At 57.9% G+C, this 22095-nt stretch carries 19 protein-coding genes; 9 read left to right on the top strand and 10 right to left on the bottom strand.

What is annotated here, in order from left to right:
* Positions 1-42 precede the first annotated feature (42 nt).
* Complete coding sequence (locus ABD890_RS24870; RefSeq protein WP_345095712.1) at positions 43-1830, bottom strand: Hsp70 family protein; 1788 nt, start codon at positions 1828-1830, stop codon at positions 43-45.
* A gap of 3 nt (positions 1831-1833) precedes the next feature.
* Positions 1834-2370, bottom strand: a complete 537-nt coding sequence (locus tag ABD890_RS24865; protein ID WP_345095711.1) for a DUF2760 domain-containing protein — start codon at positions 2368-2370, stop codon at positions 1834-1836.
* A 336-nt stretch (positions 2371-2706) separates the two neighbouring features.
* On the opposite strand from ABD890_RS24865, the gene ABD890_RS24860 reads away from it, so the two are divergent.
* From ABD890_RS24860 to ABD890_RS24845, 4 genes are all read left to right on the top strand, one after another.
* On the top strand, positions 2707-4185 hold the full coding sequence (locus ABD890_RS24860) for an MFS transporter (protein ID WP_345095709.1): 1479 nt from the start codon (positions 2707-2709) through the stop codon (positions 4183-4185).
* The gene (locus ABD890_RS24855) at positions 4115-6187 is read left to right on the top strand and encodes an AAA domain-containing protein (RefSeq protein ID WP_345095707.1); all 2073 of its coding nucleotides are present in this window, start codon (positions 4115-4117) and stop codon (positions 6185-6187) included. Before ABD890_RS24860 ends, ABD890_RS24855 begins: the two co-directional genes overlap by 71 nt.
* Positions 6188-6342: 155 nt before the next feature.
* The gene (locus tag ABD890_RS24850; RefSeq protein WP_345095705.1) at positions 6343-7617 is read left to right on the top strand and encodes a Gfo/Idh/MocA family oxidoreductase; all 1275 of its coding nucleotides are present in this window, start codon (positions 6343-6345) and stop codon (positions 7615-7617) included.
* A gap of 116 nt (positions 7618-7733) precedes the next feature.
* Complete coding sequence (locus ABD890_RS24845) at positions 7734-8402, top strand: SGNH/GDSL hydrolase family protein (RefSeq protein ID WP_345095703.1); 669 nt, start codon at positions 7734-7736, stop codon at positions 8400-8402.
* Between the two features lie 216 nt (positions 8403-8618).
* Here the strand turns inward: ABD890_RS24845 and rpsU are convergent, their stop codons facing one another.
* A complete protein-coding gene (gene rpsU / locus ABD890_RS24840) occupies positions 8619-8816 on the bottom strand; it encodes a 30S ribosomal protein S21 (RefSeq protein WP_144972544.1) in 198 nt (65 codons plus the stop codon).
* Between the two features lie 262 nt (positions 8817-9078).
* Positions 9079-10563 carry a cryptochrome/DNA photolyase family protein gene (locus tag ABD890_RS24835; RefSeq protein WP_345095698.1) on the bottom strand — a complete coding sequence of 495 codons (1485 nt, stop codon included), beginning with the start codon at positions 10561-10563 and terminating at the stop codon, positions 9079-9081.
* Positions 10564-10780: 217 nt separating this feature from the next.
* Here ABD890_RS24835 and ABD890_RS24830 point away from each other — a divergent pair, with 217 nt between their 5' ends.
* Positions 10781-11890 carry a hypothetical protein gene (locus ABD890_RS24830; RefSeq protein ID WP_345095696.1) on the top strand — a complete coding sequence of 370 codons (1110 nt, stop codon included), beginning with the start codon at positions 10781-10783 and terminating at the stop codon, positions 11888-11890.
* A 6-nt stretch (positions 11891-11896) separates the two neighbouring features.
* On the opposite strand, the gene ABD890_RS24825 is transcribed toward ABD890_RS24830, so the two are convergent.
* From ABD890_RS24825 to ABD890_RS24815, 3 genes are all read right to left on the bottom strand, one after another.
* The gene (locus ABD890_RS24825) at positions 11897-13255 is read right to left on the bottom strand and encodes a TIGR01777 family oxidoreductase (protein ID WP_345095694.1); all 1359 of its coding nucleotides are present in this window, start codon (positions 13253-13255) and stop codon (positions 11897-11899) included.
* 168 nt (positions 13256-13423) lie between these two features.
* Positions 13424-14431, bottom strand: coding sequence for an isocitrate/isopropylmalate dehydrogenase family protein (locus tag ABD890_RS24820; protein ID WP_345095692.1), 1008 nt, complete (start codon positions 14429-14431; stop codon positions 13424-13426).
* A gap of 318 nt (positions 14432-14749) precedes the next feature.
* Positions 14750-15244 (bottom strand): SixA phosphatase family protein, encoded by a 495-nt coding sequence (locus tag ABD890_RS24815; RefSeq protein WP_345095690.1) that lies wholly within the window; start codon positions 15242-15244, stop codon positions 14750-14752.
* Between the two features lie 149 nt (positions 15245-15393).
* Here ABD890_RS24815 and ABD890_RS24810 point away from each other — a divergent pair, with 149 nt between their 5' ends.
* Together ABD890_RS24810 and ABD890_RS24805 are read left to right on the top strand one after the other, a co-directional pair.
* On the top strand, positions 15394-17046 hold the full coding sequence (locus tag ABD890_RS24810; protein ID WP_345095688.1) for a Ppx/GppA phosphatase family protein: 1653 nt from the start codon (positions 15394-15396) through the stop codon (positions 17044-17046).
* 2 nt (positions 17047-17048) lie between these two features.
* Positions 17049-17972, top strand: a complete 924-nt coding sequence (locus ABD890_RS24805) for a CHAD domain-containing protein (protein WP_345095685.1) — start codon at positions 17049-17051, stop codon at positions 17970-17972.
* Between the two features lie 10 nt (positions 17973-17982).
* On the opposite strand, the gene ABD890_RS24800 is transcribed toward ABD890_RS24805, so the two are convergent.
* Positions 17983-18549 (bottom strand): isochorismatase family protein, encoded by a 567-nt coding sequence (locus ABD890_RS24800; RefSeq protein WP_345095683.1) that lies wholly within the window; start codon positions 18547-18549, stop codon positions 17983-17985.
* Positions 18550-18673: 124 nt separating this feature from the next.
* On the opposite strand from ABD890_RS24800, the gene hslV reads away from it, so the two are divergent.
* Positions 18674-19213 (top strand): ATP-dependent protease subunit HslV, encoded by a 540-nt coding sequence (gene hslV, locus ABD890_RS24795; protein WP_345095681.1) that lies wholly within the window; start codon positions 18674-18676, stop codon positions 19211-19213.
* Entirely contained in the window at positions 19213-20556 is a 1344-nt protein-coding gene (gene hslU, locus ABD890_RS24790; protein WP_345095679.1) for an ATP-dependent protease ATPase subunit HslU, read from the top strand. The genes hslV and hslU overlap by 1 nt, the downstream gene beginning before the upstream one ends.
* 32 nt (positions 20557-20588) lie before the next feature.
* On the opposite strand, the gene tsaE is transcribed toward hslU, so the two are convergent.
* Together tsaE and ABD890_RS24780 are read right to left on the bottom strand one after the other, a co-directional pair.
* Positions 20589-21077: a tRNA (adenosine(37)-N6)-threonylcarbamoyltransferase complex ATPase subunit type 1 TsaE gene (gene tsaE, locus ABD890_RS24785; RefSeq protein WP_345095677.1), complete on the bottom strand. Its 489-nt coding sequence runs from the start codon at positions 21075-21077 to the stop codon at positions 20589-20591.
* Positions 21078-21091: 14 nt separating this feature from the next.
* A complete protein-coding gene (locus tag ABD890_RS24780; protein ID WP_345095675.1) occupies positions 21092-22009 on the bottom strand; it encodes a thiamine-phosphate kinase in 918 nt (305 codons plus the stop codon).
* Positions 22010-22095 lie beyond the last annotated feature (86 nt).

The following is a 22095-nucleotide window of genomic DNA, read 5'->3' as shown; positions in this document are numbered from 1 at the left end:
AGCAAGCGAGGCGAATTCCGAAAAGCTCGCGGAGGAGAAGGACTAGTCCTCCTGGCGGACGTTGAACTCCAGCTTCCAGCGACCATCGGTCTTGGTACTGACGCACCACAGTTCCAGCATTCCAAGTTCAGTCACTTTGGAATGGAACGTCACCGGCACGTAGGGCTCGTTGATCTTGTCGTCACGCGGCAGCGCGGCTTCCATGCTGTCGGTTTCGCTGATCTCTGCTTCGTCCCAGCGAGTCACCATTTGCCCTGGCTGGTCCTCTTTGCGAACCGGCGACGAGAAGAAACGGAACTTGGTCGTTTCGCCCACCACCAGGCCAACTTCCGCACTGGGGACGTCGGTTTCGGTTCCTTCTTCCATGCCGATCGGCACCACGTTCAACAGGTGGAGCGGACGTGGAGCACCGGGGATAGCCAGGCCGGAAGTTTGAATGCCGACGTAATAGGCCTGAGCGGTGCCGCCACGGATGCGGATGCCACCCTTCTCTTTCGCCCAGCCATAGAAGGTCGCACCGCGTGCGACGGCGTAGTCGAGATCGTGGGTCCCTTCCAAACGCTTCGGTGGTCCGTCAGTCTGCCACGAGCCGATCGTTTCCATCAAGCGGTCCTGGAACGGTTGGCTCTTGAACACGCCCCCGTTGAACAGCACATGCGTCGGCTGGATTGCGCTGCCGGTCTTCTCGGCATGGACGGCCAAGAATTCGGCCAGATGCCGGGTGATGGCTGGGTCCGATTCAAACGGCAAGCCAAGTTCCTGGAAGCCCGAGACAAACCCACGCTGCGGTTTATCGGTACCAGAGCACTGCGGGAAGAAGCCTTCCAGCAGCATCTGCTTGATCGGTTCTCGTTCGACATCGACCGAAACCGTCTTGGCGATCAGCTTGCTTCCTCGGCCGAGGATGCTGACCGGGTGCTTCTCGGGACCTTCGTCGCTGAGGAGTTGTTCTTTGGCGGCTCGGCAGGAATGCCATAGCGACACCGACTGCCACGGATCGAGTGTGACGTTCTTCTCTTTGAACAGTTCCGACACGTGGAAGGCCAGCGTCAGGTCCATGTTGTCGCCGCCGACCAGCAAGTGATTGCCGACCGCCATCCGTTTGAGGACCAGTTCGCCGTGCTCTTCTTCGACGGTGATCAGCGTCAGGTCGGTGGTACCACCACCGACGTCGCAGACCAGCAGCTTATCGCCAACCTTCAGCACCTTGCGCCACTGGTCTCCCATGTGACCCAGCCACGAGTAGACCGCGGCCTGCGGTTCTTCGAGCAACGTGAACGTGTCGGGCAGACCGGCGCCGACGGCTGCTTCGCGCGTCAGTTCGCGAGCACTGGCATCGAACGACGCAGGAACCGTCAGCACGACCGCTTGCTGGGACAAAGGATGTTCCGGATGGGCATCGTTCCAGGCCGCAACCAGGTGCTGCAAGTAACGCCGCGAGGCTTCGACGGGCGAAACCTTGCCGACTTCCTCCGGAGCGTTCCAAGGCAAGATCGGGCCTTGTCGGTCGACCTTATGATGCGACAGCCAGCTCTTCGCTCCACCGACCGTTCGATCAGGCGTTTCAGCCGACTGGCGGCGCGCCCACTCGCCGGCGGCGTAGTTCTGTTGATCGGTCCAAGGCAGCCCGAGCTTGCCACCTTCTTGATCGGCCTCGGTGGCGAGGTACAGAAACGATGGAAGCGATTTACGGTTCTCAAGCGTGCTCGGGGCGACCAGTTGCGGAATCTCGAGCAACTCGACGACTGGCGATTCCGCTTCTAGATCAGAAAACGCAACGACGCTATTGGTGGTGCCGAGGTCGATCCCGACGACATATTTCGCGGTCATCGATTACACCTCCACTTCGGCAGGGTTGAGAACCTGGGCCTGGGCCAGCGTACCGTTGAACTTGGGCAGGTCGCACTTGGTTGCTTTCCAGCCGCGATGCACCAGCGTGCCGCCGGCAGGCTTGTCGTTCTGCACGTTGCCGACCAGGCGGATCTCGTTGGCGTCGATCGAAGCAGGCAGGTCGATACGCCCCCCCTCCTCTTCACTGCGGACCGGCTCGATCGCGAACATGCGATTCAAGGTAGCCTTGGTATCGCGCTGTACATCGCGGACGGCTGCGCCGATCTGGGCGTCTTCGTATTCCGAGAGATCTTCCTGAAAGAGATCGAGGAAGCGAGCTTCGCGCTGCAGCGTGGTCAGCAAGACCAGCGCGTCGATCCCTTCGGGACGCTGAGGCTTCTCAGGCTTGGGTTTGGCCGGAACCGGTGGCAGGGTCGGCTTTTCTTCTGGAGCTGGCAGCGAGAGCTTCTCGGCTCGCTGAGCGACTTCCGGATTGAACAGAATTTGGAAAAACAGCTTGAACGCTAAACCGATTCGCATTCACTTCACGCTTGGTTGAGATGGCTATTGAAGGCATGCCGGCGAAAAAGTCGCTCTCGGCATGGTTTTCGATCGTTACGCTGGCACCCGGCAGGGTGTCTGCAACGTTCCAAAGTATCGGTAACGGCCAGTGGTTGCAATTGGCCCCATCAGGTCGGCAAAGATGCCACTGCTATCTGGCTCTACGGGTAGGGATGCCGATGCTAGAAAATACGGTGAACCGTTTGCCCATTAGATGTTTCCTAGCCAAGGAGCCGTTGATAGTATATGACTCCGCGCAGCCGTACGATTCGCCGCGCAACGCTCACCAGGAACAGATTCAGGCAACTCGCTACCATGGCCACCGACGCCGCCTCGATCGAGGCAGCTTCTTTGCGACACGACCCGTTAGTGCGGGCAACACCTTTCTTCTATGGCTGGGTCATGCTGGGAGTTGCGATGCTGACGCAGTATTGCACCAGCCCAGGTCAGACGTATGGGGTCGCTCTGTTTAATAAACATATCGCCACCACCCTGGCGACGACGACCTTTCAGCAGGAACATCCTGGTCAGGAAGTGGTGCTGACCAAAGACCTGATCAACCGGGAGATCGTCACCGTCACGACTGCCTACCTCTGGGGAACCATCCTGGCTGCCTTTCCGGTGCCCTGGATCGGAGCACTCGCCGACAAGTGGGGACTCCGCAAGACGGTGACACTGGTGATCGTCTTGTTTGGGCTGGCTTGCATGTTAATGTCGCAGGTCCAAGACTTTTATTCGCTGTTCATTGCCTTTCTGGCGATCCGCACACTGGGGCAAGGCTCGCTGACGCTTCTGGCGACCAACACGGCCGACATGTGGTTCCAGCGCAAGCTTGGTTTCGCCAATGGTATCCGGAACCTGTCGGCGCCCATCGCCTTTGGTACCTTCCCGATCATCACGATTGCCTTGATCAACTGGCTGGGGTGGCAACATGCCTACTTCGCCCTGGGGATCGGGATCTGGGTGGTGATGTTCCCGGTTTTGGTGTTTGTCTTCCGAAACCATCCGGAAGAAATCGGCCAGTTGCCTGACGGCGAGAAACGAATTCCACGGAAAGAAGGAGAAGCCGAGCCCATCAGACCAGGCTTCCTGCTGCCTCAGTTGAGTCTGGGCGATGCCCTGCAAACGCGGGCCTTCTGGATCGTTCTTTCGTTCATGACAATGTGGGGCATGATCGGCACCGCGCTGATGTTTATGGTGGTGCCTTACGTCGAGAGCCGCGGTTTGACCGAAGAAGACACGCAGGTCATCTTCTGGACGATGGCGGTCAGCATGGCGTGCTGTCAATTTTTGGGTGGCATCCTGGCCGACTACTTCAAGCTGCATTACTTGCTGGTGATTGGCTCGATGCTGCTGGGTGTCGGCGTGTTGGTCTATATGTCGATCGACTCGGTGATGATGGCAGGCGTTTATGGTCTGACGTTTGGGATCGCTCAAGGGGTTGCGTCGGCTGGGTCGAACTCGCTGCTGGCTCGCTATTACGGACGAGCCCACCTCGGCAAAATCAAGGGCTTCCAGATGATGACCATCGTCGCGGGGAGTGCCGCTGGTCCGTTCCTGCTGAGCAAGAGTAAGGAACTTTTCGGGGCCTATGACTACGCCTTGTGGATGTTTGCTACGATGTTGGTCGTTCAAGGCGTCGCATGCTTCTTCGCGACCCCGCCGGCCGCACGTAGCGAAGTGGCGGAACCGACACCGCATTCCCATCTACCCAACGTAAAACATGGCACGGCTCCATTTGCGGGGACTTCCTCCGGGGACCAACCGCAACCAGTTGTTCAAGCTGCTGATTGAGCAGGCAGACGTACCCGGTAAAGAAATCGGCGCGATCGATCTGATCCGCCGCCAGGGCACCGTCCAATTGGCGGAAGATCGAGCGAAGCGAGCCGTGAAGACGCTCCGCGAAAACCTGCCGGAAGTCGACGTCTTTTACGAGCCTGACAAGATCGAATGGCCGCCGCTGTTCGAGAAGTTTCGTGGCTGGATGCAGCTCGAGCAAAAAGAAGAAGCTCAGCGTCTGGCGGAGGGCTATGCCAGTGAAGGCTCGCTCAAAGGGCTGCGCCTCCACGAACAATGGTCTGCCCTGGCCGGCCGCGTGATCTGCCAGTTTCGCCCCAAGACTCAAGGGGCCCCGCTGCCGCCGCATCGCTTCCGGACCGGTTCGCCCGTCTTGCTGCAAGATGTCGAGCAGAATCAGGTTCGCGGCCTGGTCGCTGGCGTCCGGGAAGGTTCGATCGAGGTCGTCACGCAGGACTTCCTGGAGAATGACGACGATCCATTCCAGATCATCCCCAGCGACGACGAAGTCACGCGGCGACGGATGGAGTTCGCCTTAAAGCGGGCCGCCAGTGCGACGGGCAATCGCCTGGCCGACCTGCGCGATGTGTTGCTCGGAGAGGCCGCGCCAAGCTTTGAACCATCAGCCCCGATGCCAGAACGTCCGCGGGCATTGAATGAATCGCAGTGGGATGCCGTGCAGAACGCTCTTTCGGCGAACGATGTCGCGATCATCCATGGGCCACCTGGGACCGGTAAGACAGTGACGCTGGCGCATTTGATTCGCCAACTGGTCGACCGGGGCGAGAAAGTCCTGGCATGTGCCCCCAGCAATCTGGCGGTCGACAACTTGATGCTGCGGCTGCTGGCTCACGGCGTGAAAGCGGTACGGCTGGGGCATCCGGCGCGAGTCTCGGAGAAGCTGCACGATGCCACGCTCGACTACCTGGCGCGGTCACATCCCGACGCCAAGCTGGCCGACAAGTTGATTCGTGATGGACAAGCACGCCTGCGAAGTGCTGGACGTTATACGCGGGCCAAACCTGCCCCTGGTGAACGGGCCGCGCTGCGCGACGAGGCTCGCGGCATGTTCGACGATGCCCAGCGCATTCAGCGTCAGACGCTCGATCAAATTCTTTCCGGCGCCGATGTCTTGTGTGTCACGCTGACCGGTGTCGACGACGACCTGCTGGCAGGCCGACAGTTCTCGACCGTGTTGATCGACGAAGCATGTCAGGCCGTCGAGCCTGCCTGCTGGATTCCGCTGGCACGCGCCAACAAGGTGATCTTGGCGGGCGACCATTGCCAATTACCCCCCACGATTTTGTCGCAGCAAGCCGCATCGGAAGGCTTTGCGGAGAGCATGCAGGAACGGATCGTGCGGCAGGTGCCGGCCACCGCTCGGCTGCTGGCCCGTCAGTATCGGATGCATGGCACGATCATGCAGTTCAGCAGCGACGAGTTTTACGAAGGGCAACTCGAAGCGGACGATTCGGTCGCCGAACATGACTTGCAGCCGATGCTGAGCGACGCCGTGTACGTCGATCCCAAGCCATGGCAGTTTTATGACACCGCCGGGGCCGACTTCCAGGAAGAGGAAGACGAGTCCAGTTCGAGCCGGCTGAACGATGCCGAGGCCCGGTTTGTGGCTCGCAAAGCTCAGCAGTTGATCGACGCCGGGATCGCTCCGGGGGACATCTCGGTGATTTCGCCCTATGCCGCCCAGGTGCAGCGACTGCGGAACTTGTTGCCGGCCGGGGTCGAAGCCGACACGGTCGACGGTTTCCAAGGCCGCGAGAACGAAGCGGTGCTGATCTCGCTCGTGCGGTCCAATACATCGGGAGAAATCGGATTTTTGCTAGACACTCGGCGAATGAATGTCGCTTTGACCCGGGCTCGCCGCAAGCTAATTGTGCTGGGCGACAGCTCGACGATCGGCGGTAACTCCTTTTATGAACGGTTCTTGCAATACACCGAGCTAATCGACGGCTATCACAGCGTATGGGAAGAAATGGAATAATCCAGTAAGTGAGACTTACGGGGGTTTTCTTTGACTTTGCGCAGCAATAGATTTCAGGTAACATAAGAAGCTTGCCATCTGGCCTGAAATCCCCATAACGCACATCTATAAACTTGCCAATTTCCCATCTGGGTTTGGAATCGAAGAGGAACGTAATGAGTTCGAATAGCAACGTCTCGCGACGTCAGTTCTTGAAGACAACTACTGCAGCGGCTGGTTTGATGGCTGCTCCGATGTTCATTCCCGCTTCCGCCTTCGGAGCGAATGAACGCATTCTGACCGGTCACATCGGTGTCGGCGGCATGGGCCGAGGCAACCTTGGCAAGTTCCTCGACAAGGCAGTTGCTGTGTGCGATGTCGACAGCAAGCATGCCCAGGCCGCGGCCAAGACCGTGCTGGATAAGAAGAACCGCGAAGTCGAAATCTACGGCGACTATCGCAAAGTGCTCGATCGCAAAGATATCGACGCCGTCGTCGTCAGCACGCCCGATCACTGGCACGCATTGACCACCATTCACGCCTGCGAAGCCGGCAAAGACGTTTACTGCGAAAAGCCGCTGTCGCTGACGATCAATGAAGGTCGGAAGATGGTCGAAGCGGCTCGCTCGAACAAGCGAATTGTGCAGACCGGTTCGATGCAGCGTTCGGCCGCCAACTTCCGTCATGCGTGCGAACTGGTTCGCAACGGCTACATCGGCAAGGTTCACACCGTGCACGTCGGTTTGGCCAACACCAACGATCCTGGCAAGTTGCCAGCCGATAGCGACGCCCCGTCGAACTTGGACTATGACTTCTGGCTCGGCCCAGCGAAGGTGCGTCCTTACAACGAAAAGCGTGTCCACTACAACTTCCGCTTCTGGTGGGATTACTCGGGCGGTCAGATGACCAACTGGGGTGCTCACCACATCGATATCGCTCACTGGGGTTTGGGCAAAGACGATAGCGGCCCGCTGTCGGTTGAAGCCACCGAAGTGAAATTCCACCCAGAAATGGCCCACGAAGTGCCAGAAGCTTGCCGAATCACCTACGACTACGGCGATGGCGTGAAAATGATCGTCGGTCAGGGCCAGAAGGATATCCAGATGGGTACCCGTTTTATTGGCGACAAGGGCGAGATCTACGTCAATCGTGGCGTCTTCAAGGCGTCGGACGAAGGTCTGCAGTCGATGAAGCTGAAGGATTCGGACATCCGTCTGATCGAAAGCAACAACCATCACCAGAACTTCCTGGACTGCATGGCTTCGCGTGAGCTGCCGATCTGCGACGTCGAAGTTGGTCACCGCACCGCAACCGCTTGCCACCTGGGCAACATCTCGTGCCGCTTGGGCCGCAAGATTGCCTGGGACCCCGTTTCGGAAAAGATCTCCGGCGACGCCGAAGCAGCCGAAATGACTCACCGCGCTCATCGTGCCCCTTACGTTCTGGGCTAGTTCGCGGCGAATTTGAGAATTCTGAAAGGCGGGGTCAGTCGATCCCGCCTTTCTTTTTGCCTATACTGAAATACCTCGCCACAACGCTCCTTCATCCCCTTCGGAGAATCCTTCCCATGATTCGTTCTCTGTTTTGTTTTTCCCTCGTGGCACTGTTCGCAACGATGTCCTACGCCGACGACAACGTGCCGGCCAGCATTGCTCGTTGGCAGAAAGATATGGACAAGTTCGCCGCGGCGGACGCCAAGACCCCTGTGAAGCCAGGCGGCGTGGTGTTTGTCGGCAGCAGCTCGATCCGCATGTGGGACCTTGAAAAGTCGTTCCCCAAGATGGCCGCTGTGAATCGTGGCTTTGGTGGTTCGCGTTTGGAAGACTCGGTTTACTACGCCGATAAGATCGTCCTCCCTTACAAGCCAAGCACGGTGGTGGTGTACGCCGGCGACAACGACATCGCCGCTAATTACACGCCAGAACAGATCCTGGAAGACTTCCAGGAGTTCGTCGCGAAGGTCCATGGCGAGCTGCCAGAAGCGAAGATCTTGTACATCGCGGTAAAGCCAAGCCTGAAGCGTTGGAGCATGATCAACGAAGTTCGCAAGACGAACGAGCTGATCGCCGCGCAGTGTGCCAAGACCGACAACTGCGAATTTATCGACATTGACGCCCCAATGCTGGGCAAAGATGGCAAGCCACGTGCCGAGCTGTTCAAGAACGATGGCCTGCACATGACCGACGCCGGCTACGAAATCTGGGCCGAAGCCCTCGAGCCGCATCTGAAGAAGTAAGAGCGGACATCCCGCCAACGGTGCCATGGTCACGACTTAGCGTGGCCATGCCTGACTGGATGTCTTTGCCGGGATGACTCGCGTCTGGCTGGCTTTCTTCCGGCAGACCTGCACTTGTTGAGATGCCTTCAAGAAACGAAAAAACGCCCAGCGATTTGCTTGGGCGTTTTTTGAATTTGAGTTGGCTTGTTCAGCCGGTCGCTTTCAGATGGGCGACTACTCTTGAACCAGAAGGCGTTCCTTCATGGCGCGGCGTTCGGCACGCAGACGGGCTCGACGCTTCAGGTCGCTCGGCTTTTCGTAATACTTGCGACGACGCATTTCCTTTTTCAGGCCGCTACGCATGACCAGCTTACCAAACCGACGAACTGCTTCTTGAATCGATTCCCTGTCGCGAACGAGTACCTTAACCATTGGTTACCTAAAGATTTCCTTTTGACTTAATAGTCCGACAAACCCAGCCCAGGTTGCCGGTAAAATGTTGGGTATGGGAAACACGTACCTATAACGGTCGTGCTTGACCTCAAAGGCAAACAAGTAATATACCGCCGGAGCAAGCACCGCATCTAGTCCATTTAGGAAAAATCGCCCCCCGAAGACCGATTCTTGGGTGAAGTTTGGCCAAAATAGGCGAAATGCGAAGAATTTGGGCCGGTTTTATGCCCTAATCCGTCTTTCACTTGAACAGTTTGCCGCCAGCGTACTCCCGTAAGTACCCTTTCAAATTGAGTTTTCTCAGGGCACTATCGCTGGTCATGTAGCGGATTTTGCCGAAGATCTCGCGCTCCGGACCCCAGGCCCGGTCGTACCGACCAAGGACCCAGAAGATGCCGCTGTAGCTATTCGGGTTCCGCCCGTCGAGCGCGTACTTGTTATTCAAGTGGATCATGATCTTGGCGGCATATTGGGGGGTATTGGTCCAGTGGAGGATCTTCTTGCCCCAGAGCATCCGTAAGTAATTATGGATCCGCCCGTCACGGACCAGTTGTCTCTGAGAGGCGTTCCAGAGGTCGTCGTGCGTTTGGGCTTTCTCGAACTGCTCCATCGAATAGACGAACTCGCGCGGGTCGTCTTTGTGCTCTTCCAGCGTCTTCTGGGCCCAGTCAGGCAGAGAGCTGTATTGATCGTAGTCGTCTCGCAGGTGGCTCATGTTGTAGCCTAGCTCGCGCCAGGTGAGGATCTCGTCGATGAACGCCTCGGCCCCGGGGCTCATGTTCCACCAGCCATCCCTCGAGCCGGTCACTTTCTTCGAGACCTGGCTGGGCTCCCACTTCTCTTGCTGGATCAACTCGTGGAAGACCTCATGGACCGAGATGTGGCCGAAGTGCAGGTAAGGGGAAAGTTGGCTGACGCATTCGCTCTCGACGTCGTTGCGTTCATCGGCATAGCGGGAAAGGCCATTCTTTAGGAACCAGCGAAGCTGTTTGCCAGCTGCCTTCGCGCCCCCTTCGGTGTCGACCGGCGGAACATCGTGATCGATCGGTAGACTGGCGATAAAGTTGGCGGGATCGGCCAGTGTCTTCTCGTCGATTGCTGGCCACTTCTGTTCGATCTCGGCAATCAGCTTGCGATCGGCCGCCGGGAACGACTTCTTGGCGAGCGGATTCGCGTTTGGCGTGACCTCCAGGTGAGGTAGCAGTTCTTTTTGCAGGAACCGTCGGAAGCTGAAGGCCCGCGTGAATTCTTTCTCGGTGGCACGCAGCGGCAGCAGGCCATTGCTGTCGATCGCTTCCAGTTTGCATTTCAGCTTCTTGCCGACCGCGTTCACCATGCGTGGCAAAAAGAAGCACGGGAACTCATCGGTCACCACCACCGAAGCGTCGCCCCCCAAGGCTTCCATCAGGCCTCTGGCCGCGTTCGGTTTTGGCTCGACGTAGGGATAGTAGATGACCGGTGCGTCTTTAAGGGCCTGTTGATTGTCGCGCATCCCTTGCAGAACGAACGTATGCAAGCGATCACTAGCCCACTCATATCCGACCCGCAGCGCCTCGAAGATTACCAGAGGCTGGCCAAGCTTTTCGGCCCACCACGCTGCCCGCTGCATGGCAAAGTTGTACTCGGTTCGCCGGTTGGCGATCATCCAGTACAGCACATATTTGCCATCAGCGACCTCCGCGCCATTGATGTCGTTGATTCGCAGATTCCAAAGGTCGGCAGACAAAGGGAGAGTCCTTTTTCACAGGGCAACATCCAAGAACCGTATTGAACCGTACCTTCCGCTTCCACTTAACAGGCCTCTGGCTCAACCCGCGGGGAAGTTGCGAAAAAAGGGTGGATTTGCCAGTAGGCGGGTGGTAACCTGCCGACACTCGCGAGCGAAAGGTTTCGCCATTACACCGTCGTTGGGCACTTTGGATAGGACGTCGGAGGTTCGCACGATGTGGCTTTTTCTTGAGATCGTCGCAGGGTTCTTCGTTGCGTTTATCTTGCTGGTGATTGTTCTTTTCTCGCTGATCCGCTGGAAGTATTGGTCGTTTCTGCAAATGCTGGTCCGCAAGATGGCCGACGGACAAGCAGGCCAGGTTCCTCCTTTTCGTTTGAAGCTGGTCGAGGTCGCCAGTTACGAAGATGACTGGGTCGACGAGGCGGAACTACCTCAGTTTGAAAGGCTGACCGCCGAGTGGGTGAAGCTCGGTTTCCAACGCTGGGACGACTACTCGACCGAAGAGATCATGACGCATCTGCGGGTTTTAGCTCACGATGCGACCGGTTCGCTGGCAGTCGTGTATTGCCATCCCCTGGCGAAGGTCTGGTGCGATGTTTCTCGGCGATATGAAGATGGAACGTCGTGGACTTACACCACCATCTCGTATCATGGACTCGATCTTTATCCGCCGGCCCACATGAAGTTTCTTCCGCAGACGAGTCCATCGGAGTTATGGGAGCGATTTCAACAGGATGCCCCGGAAGAGCATGTCGTGCGTAGCAAGCGGGAAGACTTTCCGCAGCGATTCGAGATTGCCTACGCAGCCGAAATGGATTGGCGGATCGAACGTGGCGGGCCGACCGAGGACGAGATCTTGCGGGCAGCGAGCCTGGAAGGAGTCGAGCGTACCGATGCCGAGATTCGTCAGATCCAATCACGCTGGCGAATTGCGATCGCCCAGTTCTTCAGTGATCGCGTTTTGAAAAACTATCGCAGCGAGGCGGAACTCAACGCGTTCCAGTGGGACTTCCTCCAGAACCATGGTGTGGTGATCCACGAACGGATGCAGGCCGAAGATTTGCTGCAGCTTTACGATGAAGACTATTACCCGGACGTGTTCGACGAAGACGATGACTTTGAAGAAAAGCGTGATCGGAAACGCTGGAACGAACGGCTCAAGCAGCTGGAAGGTGCTATGCGGCAAAGCCCGCCGCAGAAGGTCTTTCGCGACCTGGTCGAAGTGGAAGCGGACGGCAAGTCGAACGTGAAATGGGAGTACCAGGCATCGGTCGTCCAGCCGGTGGCAGCGGATATCTGGGTGCGTACGTACGAGGAAGATTAGCCGCAATTATTGGCGCCCCAGCAGCTTTCGCAGGCAACGTTCCAGGTTTGGATCGCGGAATGGATAGGTGGTCGATTCAAGCACCTTCGGTTCCATGCGGCAACTGGAAAGCAACATCTCGTCCGCCATTTCACCAAGTGCTAACTTCGCCGCGAAGGCGGGCACCGGCAGGAACGTCGGTCGCGAAAGGACCGAGCCCAACACCTTGGTGAACTCGAGATTAGTCATCGCTTTGGGAGCGGTCAAGTTCACAGGACCATGGATCGTTTCGTTCATCATGATGTGATGCAGAGCACCGATCACATCGTCGAGCGAGATCCAGCTCCACCACTGTTTACCATTGCCAATCTTTCCGCCGACACCCAGCTTGAACGGCGTCAGCATCTGCTTGAGGGCGCCACCCTTCGGGCTAAGGACGATCCCCAGGCGAGCATGGGCCACGCGAATGCCGGCCTGGCGAGCGGGATCGGCCGAGGCTTCCCATTCCTGACAAACGTCCGCCAGAAAGCCATCTCCGGCCGGCGATGATTCGGTTAGGATTTCGTCGCCGCGATCGCCATAGAATCCCATGGCCGACGCACAGACCAGAACCTTGGGTGGCGTTTGCAGGCCAGCGAGGGTCTTGGCCAGAAGCGTGGTCCCATCGACTCGCGAGCGACGAATCGCTTCCTTCTTTTTGTCGGTCCAGCGTCCGACCACGCTTTCACCGGCGAGGTGAATCACCGCGTCGATTCCTTCCAGGGCCGCCGCGTCGATCTGCTGATTCTTGATGTCCCATTGAATGGTGTTTTCGCCCGCCGATCGCGAGATCGACACGACTTCGTGCCCTCCGGTCGTCAGGAAGGGAGCGAGCTGCGATCCAACCAGTCCACTGGCACCGGTGATAGCAATCTTCATGGGCGAGCGTTCCTGGTAGCGGGCATGGGCGATTAAGTCGTGCGTGGTGGTATCGTGGCGGTAGCGAAACATCTGCACAAGCATCTGTTCGACGGTCGACTTGCCGAGCCGCTGGCCGAGCGATCCGCCAGGAATGCGGTAGTCGACCTGATCTTCCAGCACGCAGTTCCCTTCGTCATCGGTGTGGAACCGGTGCGTATGTTCCCAGCGCGAAAAGGGACCGGAAACCTGCAGGTCGCGGAAATAGTCGTTCGGATGAAGCTCGGTATGTTCGGCGACCCACCGCAGCGGTAATCCGCCAAGGGACATTCGCAGCACCACCCGGGAGCCTGGATCGATCGAATCGCTCCGCTGTTCGATCTGGACATTTTCCCATGGAGGCAGCAACCGATCGAGTGCCCCGGGCCGTTCATGCCAATGGAAAGCCATCGGAACGGAAACAGGAATTTTGCTGCGAAACGTAAACATGGTCCATTCTTCAACAAAGGAGAATCGCTTCTTCTTCAGAATAGACCGCTCAATCGAGGGCCCCATAACAGGCCGATTTTAGCCCACGTTGCCGCTGCAACGCAAAAAGCCCCAGGCAGACTGCTTGGGGCTTTTCGTGAAGTTGTCTCGCGGCAGCCATTCAGCCGCTTAGCTGGTACCCAGCTTGGCGATGATGGCGTCGCAGAACTGGCTAGTCGTGGCCGAGCCCTTCATGTCGCCGGTCAGCGTTTTGCCTTCTTCCAGCACGCTGAACAGGGCGGACTCGATTTGGTTGGCAGCGGCTGTTTCGCCCATGTGCTTCAGCATCATGGTCGAACTTAGCAGCAGTGCGGTCGGATTGGCCAGGCCCTTGCCGGCGATGTCGGGCGCGGTTCCGTGAACGGCCTCGAATACGGCGGCATCGGTGCCAAGGTTACCACTTGGGGTCACGCCCAAACCGCCGACCAGACCGCTGGCCAAGTCGGACAGAATGTCGCCGAACAGGTTTTCCATCACCAGCACGTCGAATTGGTGCGGGTTCATGACCATCTTCATGGCGGCGGCGTCGACGATGCAGTCGTCGTACTGAATGTCTGGATAGTCCTTGGCAACATCGTTGCAGGTATCCAGGAACAGTCCGTCGCTCAGCTTCAGAATGTTGGCCTTATGGATACAAGTCACTTTCTTGCGGCCCAGGCTCCGAGCGGTTTCAAAGGCGAACTTGGCGATGCGGCGCGAACCAACTTCGGTGATCACACGCAAGCTCTCGACCACGCCTGGGATGACCGTGTGTTCCAGGCCGCTGTAAAGGCCTTCGGTGTTTTCGCGAACTACGATCAAGTCGACGTCATCGAACGGAGCTGGAACCCCCTTCAGCGTACGAGCCGGGCGATAATTGGCGTAGAGCTGCAGTTCTTTTCGCAGGGCAACGTTCACGCTGCGAAAGCCCTTGCCGCTGGCGGTCGCCAAAGGCCCCTTCAGCGCGACCTTGGTCTGGCGAATGTTATCGAGTGTCTCTTGAGGCAGAGGGTCGCCATACTTTTCGAAGGCACTCAGGCCGGCCTGGCAAGGAACCCATTGAATGTCGACACCGGCAGCTTTCACGACCTCTTGAACGACTGTCGTGATTTCAGGACCGATACCATCGCCTGAGAGAAGACAAACCTGGTGGGACATGAACGAACTTCCTCTGAGTTGTGATCTACGAATCGACGTAATGCCGGCCACCTATCTGAGTGGGCCGGTGGTGCGATACACCGTCTTAAGCGGCGGATCTTTCCCAATTTAGGCATCTCCGTTCCCGGGGAAAGGAGGGCCTTGCTGGAAGTCGTCGCGCTAAATGTCGAGTCTATACGGAAAGTGAGCAGCACAGCGCCGCAAAGCTGTCTGTTGCGGCAGAGGCCCTACCCTTGCCCACGATGCCCGGAAAACTGCCGCCCGAGAAAAAAATCTTGGTCGTGTTGCGCGATCCCACCTGTAGGGGAAGCGAATCGCCTAGGAATCAAGTTCTTTGGGGCGCAAGACATCGACCAAACGCCAGCTCGCGTCCATCGTGAACAGGAATTCCCAGTTGTCGGCAACAATCTCAAATAACGCGGCGTTGGCGGTTGTCATCCGCTGGTTTTGATTCGACAATTGATGAACCGCTAATTCCCAACCTGGGTTGTGCCCGATGACTAATGAGGTGCCACAGTCTGGGGGAAGCGTTTCCACGACCTCTTGAATGTCGGGAAGCGAGCCAAGATACAACGACTTCGAGGAGACCACCTTGCGGACTTCGGGAAAGTGGCTTGCCATCAGCTCCCAGGTTTGCGTGGTGCGCAGTGCGGCCGAGTGGATCACCACGTCGGGGGACCAACCTCGTTGGGCGAGTGCCTCCGCAATGCGAGGTGCGTCGCGCAATCCACGACCATTCAAAGGGCGATCAAAATCGGCAACATCACCTTCCCAAGAACTCTTGGCGTGCCGCATCAGGATCAATCGTTTCATCGGTGGTCTCTTTCAAATGGTTCGCAGCGGATGCCCAGCCAGGCGGCTGGTCGAGGGTGCTCGCGGAAATCTGCCTTGGATATTGTGCCGACTCTGCACCCTGGTGGGTATCGGACGGGACAAACTTTTGCTGGAAGGATGGCGACAACATGAGCCAACACGCGCCTGAATCTACGACAGACGGAACTGATGCCAACGCCGCCGCTTCGTCCGATGGTGGCGAAGACCAGGCACGCTGCGCGGCGATCGATATCGGTTCCAACAGCATGCGGCTGGTTGTCTCGCAGGTCTTGTCGGGGCTCGACTATCGCATCCTCGACGAAGAACGAGAATCGACCCGGCTGGCCCACAGCCTGGCAGTCAATGGCCAGCTCGATCCGCAAGCCATCGAAGATTCGCTGGCAGCGCTGCGTCGATTCAAGAAGATCGCGGAAGGCTTCGGCGTCCACGAGATTCGGACCATCGCGACCTGCGCCGTGCGCGAAGCCTCGAATGGGGCCGAGTTCTGTCAGCGTGCCAAAGACGAAGCGGGGATCGAAATCGAAGTCATCTCGGCCGACATGGAAGGTCAGCTCGCCTTCCGCAGCGTCGCCCAGGCCTTTGATGTCCGCGACATGAATGTCGCCATCGCCGATATTGGCGGCGGCAGCACTGAAATTGTGTTCGCGTGTGGTGGACACATTGAAGAGATCGTCCCGACGAAGCTCGGCTGCGTGCGTGTCACGGAACAGTACGGCATCAACGACGAACTCTTCACCACCCCCGACAGTTTCAAGCGGCTGATCGCCGGCATCGACCGCGACCTGAAGCCACTGCTGAAGAAGCGGCCGTTCGTGCCCCAGGTCCTGTTTGGTACCGGCGGAACCTTCACCACACTTGCCAGCATCTTGATGATGCAGCGCGGCGAGGTGGGACAGATGGAATGGGGCTACCGCATTCATCGAGCCGACGTCAGTCACACGCTTGATACGCTTAGCAAGATGACCCTCAAGCAGCGGAAAGCGCTACCGGGGCTCAGCACCGACCGGGCCGACATCATCGTGGCCGGGATCGCGATTATCGACCGGCTGATGCACCGGATGGACGTCAACACGCTGCGAATCCACGATCGTGGTATCCGCGACGGGCTGATGTTGACGATGATCGAGGACATGCGTCCCGATTCGCCTGAGAAAACAGCTGCCGAAGAGCAGCAACGACAACAAGCGATGGAAACGTTCGCGCGGAGCTGCGGGGTCGACATGGTCCATACGCAGCATGTCGCCAGCCTGGCGGTCAGCTTGTTCCGGCAAATGACGCCGATGTTCGATCTCCGCGAAACGGATGACGACACGATCTATGCTTCCGCGATGCTGCAAGATGTCGGCTATCTGATCAATTACGAAAAGCACCATAAGCATAGCTACAGCCTGATTCTCAACAGCCAGTTGCCCGGTTTCTCGCGGCATGCGTTGGAAATTGTCGCTAACGTAGCGCGGTACCATCGTGGCGCGAACCCGAAGAAGAAGCATGGTAACTTCACCCGCTTGAGCGAATCGGATCAGACCCGCGTGAAGCAGTTGGCCGCGATTCTACGGGTGGCCGGGGCTCTTGATCGCAGCCATCGCCAGCAGGTCTCGCGGGTGGAAGTGACCCTTCAGCCAGACCATGTGTTCGTTTCGATCGAAGCCACGGGCGACCCGGAAGTCGATTTGTGGGCAGCTCGGTCGCGGACGGAATTATTCTGCAAGGCTTTTAACACCGACATCCGTTTCGGTCTTCGTCGACCTGCCAACGGTACCGTGTCGAGCACAGCGAGCTAGTCATGGGTAGAGTCGACAAATGGCTGGGTGAGGCTGGCCCTGACCAACCGATCTCGGAAGTGGCACGCGCGGCAATCGCGACCCGCTCGGAGCGGATGCTCGAGTACCTTCCCCTGGCGGCCAACCGCTGGAAGGAAGATGTCGAGTACGTTCATCATCTGCGAACCTGGTCGCGACGGACCCAATCGGCACTGCAATTGTTCGCGTCGCTGTTGCCGCTCAAACGAACAGCCGAAGTTCGTAAAGTCACGCAGAAGCTGCGAAAGGCCGCCGGCAATCCACGCGACCTCGATGTCTTCATGAAACGAATTCGCAAAGCTAAGTTCGAGATCGGCGACGACGACAAACGCGAAGTGCTGACCTTTCTGCAAAAGCTTCGTAAGGAAGCCCAGCCGAAGTTGGTGGATGTCGCCAAGTGGGCCGAATCGGAAGGGATTGCCAAGAAGTTCAAGGGGGTCGTCAAGCGAACTCGTTGGCGCGAAGTAGCCGACGAAGAAACGCTCGCCCAGATTGCTCCGACGCTGTTGGAACCACTGGTGGTGCGTTTCTTTCATTTCGCCCAACAGCTCAGCGAATCGCCGGAGTCGCTGCATCAGATGCGGATTGAGGGAAAGAAGACACGCTATGCCTTGGAACTGGTCGAGAGCGGTTTTCCGGAAATCTTCCGCAACGAGCTTTACCCGGCATTCGAAGAAGTGCAGTCGAAACTAGGCGTGATCAACGATCATCACACGGCGATCGAAAAGATCGAACGCTGGAAAGCCGAGACATCGGCGAAGAAGTTCCCCGACTTCCTCTCGCGGTTGGTCGATCACGAGAAAGTCCAGTACCAAGAGAAAGCCAACGCTTTCTGCGAGTGGTGGACGCAGCAGCGATCGGAAGAGCTAAAGCAGCATTTCGATCATTACATGGGCGGATTGCCTTAGTCGATGGTGACTAAGGCCCTTCTTCGCGAACCAGCTGGCTGATCTGCTTGAACTCGGGCGTGCCAGCGACGCGGCACCATTCGAACAGGGCGGCTTCGACGGTGGTGAGCGTCACGCCACTCGATTCCATGCGTCGCAATGCGATTCGCTTGTCTTTGCGGAAACGTGCACCAACCGCATCGACCGCCAGAAAGACTTCGTAACCCAACGCCACCAGGTCGAGCGCCGTCTGTTGCACGCAGACGTGGGCTTCGATCCCGCAGATCAGCACCTTGGGACGTTCGAGCTGTTGCAGTTGGCTGGCGACTGCATCGCACGCGCTGAAGTGTAACTTGTCAGGCATCTCGCCCAACTTCTCGGCCAGCGGAGCGACCGTAGCGCCAAGTCCCTTGCGATACTGCTCGGTACCCAAAGCAGGCACACCGAGGATGCCGGCGCCATCGATCAAACGCCGGACGTTCCACAAAACCTTTTCCGAACTGTCGACCAGCGGAACAAGTTTTTCTTGCATATCGATGACCAGCAAAACGGTGTTCAGCGGAGTCATCAGCAGTGGATTTATAATCGGTTCAGGCATGATTGCGTGTTCAATCTGGGGATCAGCGGTAGTCGCTCCTAGCCGCTGGGGGAAATATGCGACAAAATACATCGCATCTGATATCAGCCTAGCAATCGCAGAGAAAGCTCGCGAGGACTACCCCATGCGAATTCGTTCGACCACCATTCTGGCGGTTCGTCACAATGGCGAAGTTGCCATCGGCGGCGATGGCCAAGTTACCATGAACACCAGCGTCATGAAATCGGACGCTTCGAAGATTCGCCCGTTGCTGGGTGGGAAGGTCTGGTGTGGATTTGCCGGCTCGACCGCCGACGCGTTTGCCTTGCTCGAACGCTTTGAATCGATGCTCAAAGATTATCCCGGCAATGTCCCCAAAGCCGCGACCGAACTCGCTAAACAATGGCGAACCGACCGCGCGATGCGTCGCCTGGAAGCGTTGATGGTGGTGGTCGATGCCCAGCAGACGCTGCTCCTTTCCGGGACCGGCGATGTCATCCAGCCGACCGATGGCATCCTGGGGATCGGCTCGGGCGGAAACTATGCCACCGCGGCGGCCAAGGCATTGGTCAAACATAGTTCGCTCTCGGCTGAAGAGATTGTCATGGCCAGTTTGAAGATCGCCGCCGACATCGATATCTATACCAACGACAACATCAAAATTCATCGCGTGGAGGCCGTTTAATGTCGTCGACGAATCAGGACCTCACTCCGCGAGAAATTGTCGGCCTTCTCGATGCCGACATTGTTGGTCAAAACGAAGCGAAGCGGGCCGTGGCGATCGCTGTGCGGAATCGCTGGCGCCGCAAGAACCTGCCGGGGGAACTGCAGCAGGAAGTCTCGCCCAAGAATATCTTGATGATCGGTCCCACCGGCGTCGGGAAAACCGAGATCGCACGCCGACTGGCGAAGCTGACCGGGGCCCCGTTCATCAAGATCGAAGCGACCAAGTTCACCGAAGTGGGCTACTACGGCCGCGACGTCGAAAGCATGGTTCGCGAACTGGTCGACAATGCGATTGCGATCGTCCGAGAGACCGAGAAGGAAGCCGTTCAAGAGGATGCAAAAAAACGAGCCGAGAAACGTTTGCTCGACTTGCTAATCTCGCCTCGGCCTCCGCATACGGCGACCGAACCGGAAGAAATTGAGAAGCACGAGCGTTCGCGCGAACGCATGAAGCAGATGCTCGAAGCGGGACAAATGGAAGACCGCAATGTCGAGTTGATGATCGAACAAAAGGGTTCGCCCGTCATGCTCAGCGGTATGGGTATGGAGCAGATGGACATGGATCTGCAAGGCATGCTCGAGAAGATCATGCCCAAGAACACGGCCCGTCGCGAGATGACGGTGGCCGATGCCCGTAAAGTATTGGTCGAGCAAGAGATCGAGGCGCTGCTCGATAAGGAACGGATTCACGAAGCGGCGATCAAGCTGGCCGAGAACCTGGGGATAATCTTCCTCGACGAGATCGACAAGATCGTGGCCAACGAAGGGAAAGGTGGCAACGACGTTTCCCGGCAAGGTGTGCAGCGCGATCTGTTGCCGATCGTGGAAGGTACGACGGTTCAAACCAAGTATGGTTACGTCAACACCGATCACGTGATGTTCATTGCCGCCGGGGCGTTTCATAAAGTCAGCCCCAGCGATTTGATGCCAGAACTGCAAGGTCGCTTTCCGATTCGGGTCGAGCTGTCGGACTTGACCAAGGAAGACTTCGTGCGAATTCTGACCGAGCCGAAGTCTTCCCTGATGCGACAATACGTTGAATTAATGAAGACGGAAGAAGTCGCCGTTCATTTCACCGAAGATGCCCTGGAAGAGATCGCGTCGTACGCCTTCCAGGTCAATCAAACGACGCAAAACATCGGTGCCCGGCGGTTGTATACCATCATGGAACGGCTGCTCGAGGAACTGAGCTTCGAAGCCCCCGATATGCGGTATGCCACCGTCGAGATCAATGCGGCGTACGTCAAGCAGCGTCTGGACGATGTGAGCAAAGACGAAGACCTCAGCCGGTTCATCTTGTAACCGGCGCTCGCCAGAACGAAGCCGCTGGCAGCCTAGGTAGCACCGGGCGCTTCCAGGGCGTCTTTCACCTGCAGCGGAATGTTTTCCAGTTCCGCTCCCACCGAAGCGATCGTGAACATGCGAGTCGTTTCGCCAAGCACTTCGATATCGACTCGCAGATAATCGCGCGGCAGGCAGTTCGCGACCTGGTCGGCCCATTCCAGCAGGGTGATGCCATCGGAATCGAAGTATTCTTCTGGCCCCAGTTCCAGAAATTCGTCGTCATCTTTGATGCGATAGACGTCGAAGTGATACAGCGTCTTGCCACCGAAGTAACGCTGCATAATGACGAAGGTCGGGCTGATCACGTCTTCGGCCGGAATTCCCAGGGCCGAGGCCATCGCCTTGACCAGACGAGTCTTGCCGGCACCAAGCGTACCATTCAGCGAAACGACCGTCCCGGGCGGAATCAAGTCGGCCAGGACTTGGCCAAGCTGTTGGGTTTGATCTTCGCTGGATGCTTCCCAGGTAATCGTGCTCATCGCGGTCGGTGGGGTTATTGGTGAGAGAAACCTTCGGGCAGAAGGGGCTGACGTGTCCCTTCCAGATCAATCAGCATCAGGGGAGATGCTTCGCGAACGGTACCTATTTTGGTTATCGGAACGCTTTCGGTCCACTGGGTGGCGAGTCGATCCATTTGCTCGGCAGGCAAGGTGAACAGCAGCTCGAAGTCTTCGCCATCGTTCAAGGCATGCCACCAGGCTGGTTTACCGGTTTTCTCGCTTCTTTGGTGGGCGGCGTCGCTGATCGGCAGCAGCCGGGCATCGATCTCGGCCCCTACCCTGCTCTGCTGGCAGAGTCGCGGCAGGTCGATCGAAATCCCGTCGCTGATATCCATGCCGGCGTTCAGATGAAAGTTCTGGTGCAACTCCAACGCTTCACGAACGCGTGGCTCGAAGCTGAGGTGATGGCCGAGGATGCTTCCCCCCAGCTTGCCGGTGACAGCAATCGCGTCGCCAGGCTGGGCTCCTTGACGGAGGAGCGGCTGCGGGCCGGGACAGCGGCCCAGAACGGTCACGCTCACTGCGACCTTGCCAGGCCAACTATTGGTATCGCCACCGATGATGGGGCAGCCATACGATTCTGCGAGCTCAGCGGCTCCCTCGTAGATTCCTTTCGCCAAGTCCAACGAGGACTCGCCTTGCGGCAGAAGCAGCGTGAGAAGTGCTCCTACGGGCTCGCAGGCCATCGCGGCGATGTCGCTCAGGTTGATCGCCAACGCCTTCCGGCCGATCTGCTGCGGAGTGACTTCGTGCAGCAGGAAGTCGGTTTCATCCGAGATCAAGTCGGTGCAGACCACCAGCTTCTGCTCGGCCCCCCACGACAGCATGGCCGCATCGTCCCCAATCCCGACGCTGCCAGCGGCAAGCGAGGTCGTTTGATTGGCGAGAAACTGAAGGAACGCCTGCTCCACGAACGAAACCCTTCGCAAGGAGGAAACCAGAAACCGCCGCAATTATAGGTCAGCGGCGGCGATTGCCGAAGGGTGCGACCGATGCA

Origin of the sequence: Bremerella cremea (assembly GCF_039541315.1) — a bacterium.
GTDB lineage: Bacteria > Planctomycetota > Planctomycetia > Pirellulales > Pirellulaceae > Bremerella > Bremerella cremea.
This window is presented reverse-complemented; position numbering and strand designations above follow the sequence as displayed.